Annotated in this window: 1 protein-coding gene; it reads left to right on the forward strand. The window is 75.7% G+C overall.

Features of this window, described 5'->3' with window-relative positions:
- Window positions 1–84: 84 nt before the first annotated feature.
- A partial coding sequence (locus BIV03_RS05140; protein WP_175475721.1) for an epoxide hydrolase N-terminal domain-containing protein occupies window positions 85–436 on the forward strand: 352 nt, incomplete at its 3' end.

Below are 436 nucleotides of genomic sequence, written 5' to 3' on the forward strand. Positions count from 1 at the left end.
GCGCCTCCAGTCCGTCCCGGTGCCGGACCAGGACCGTGTCGGCCGTGGCGACCGGCTGTCGGTGGGCGGGCGTAGCGTGCCGCCATGACGGAGACCCCCGAGATCGACGACGCGACGATCGACGACCTGCGTGCGCGCCTGCGCGCGACCCGCTGGCCGGACGCGCCCGCCGGGACCGGGTGGTCGCTCGGCATCGACGTCGACGAGCTGCGCCCGCTCGTCGAGTACTGGGCAGACGGGTTCGACTTCGACGCGCACCGGGCGGCACTCGCCGCACTGCCGTCCCGCCGGGTCGAGGTGGACGGTACCGGCATCCACGTGCTGCACGCCCGCGCGGCGACGCCGGGTGCGCTCCCCGTGCTGCTCGCGCACGGCTGGCCGGACTCCGGGTGGCGGTACCGCAAGGTCCTGCCGATGCTCGTCGACGCCGGGTTCG

This window comes from Curtobacterium sp. MCBA15_016, from assembly GCF_001865105.1.
Lineage (GTDB): Bacteria > Actinomycetota > Actinomycetes > Actinomycetales > Microbacteriaceae > Curtobacterium.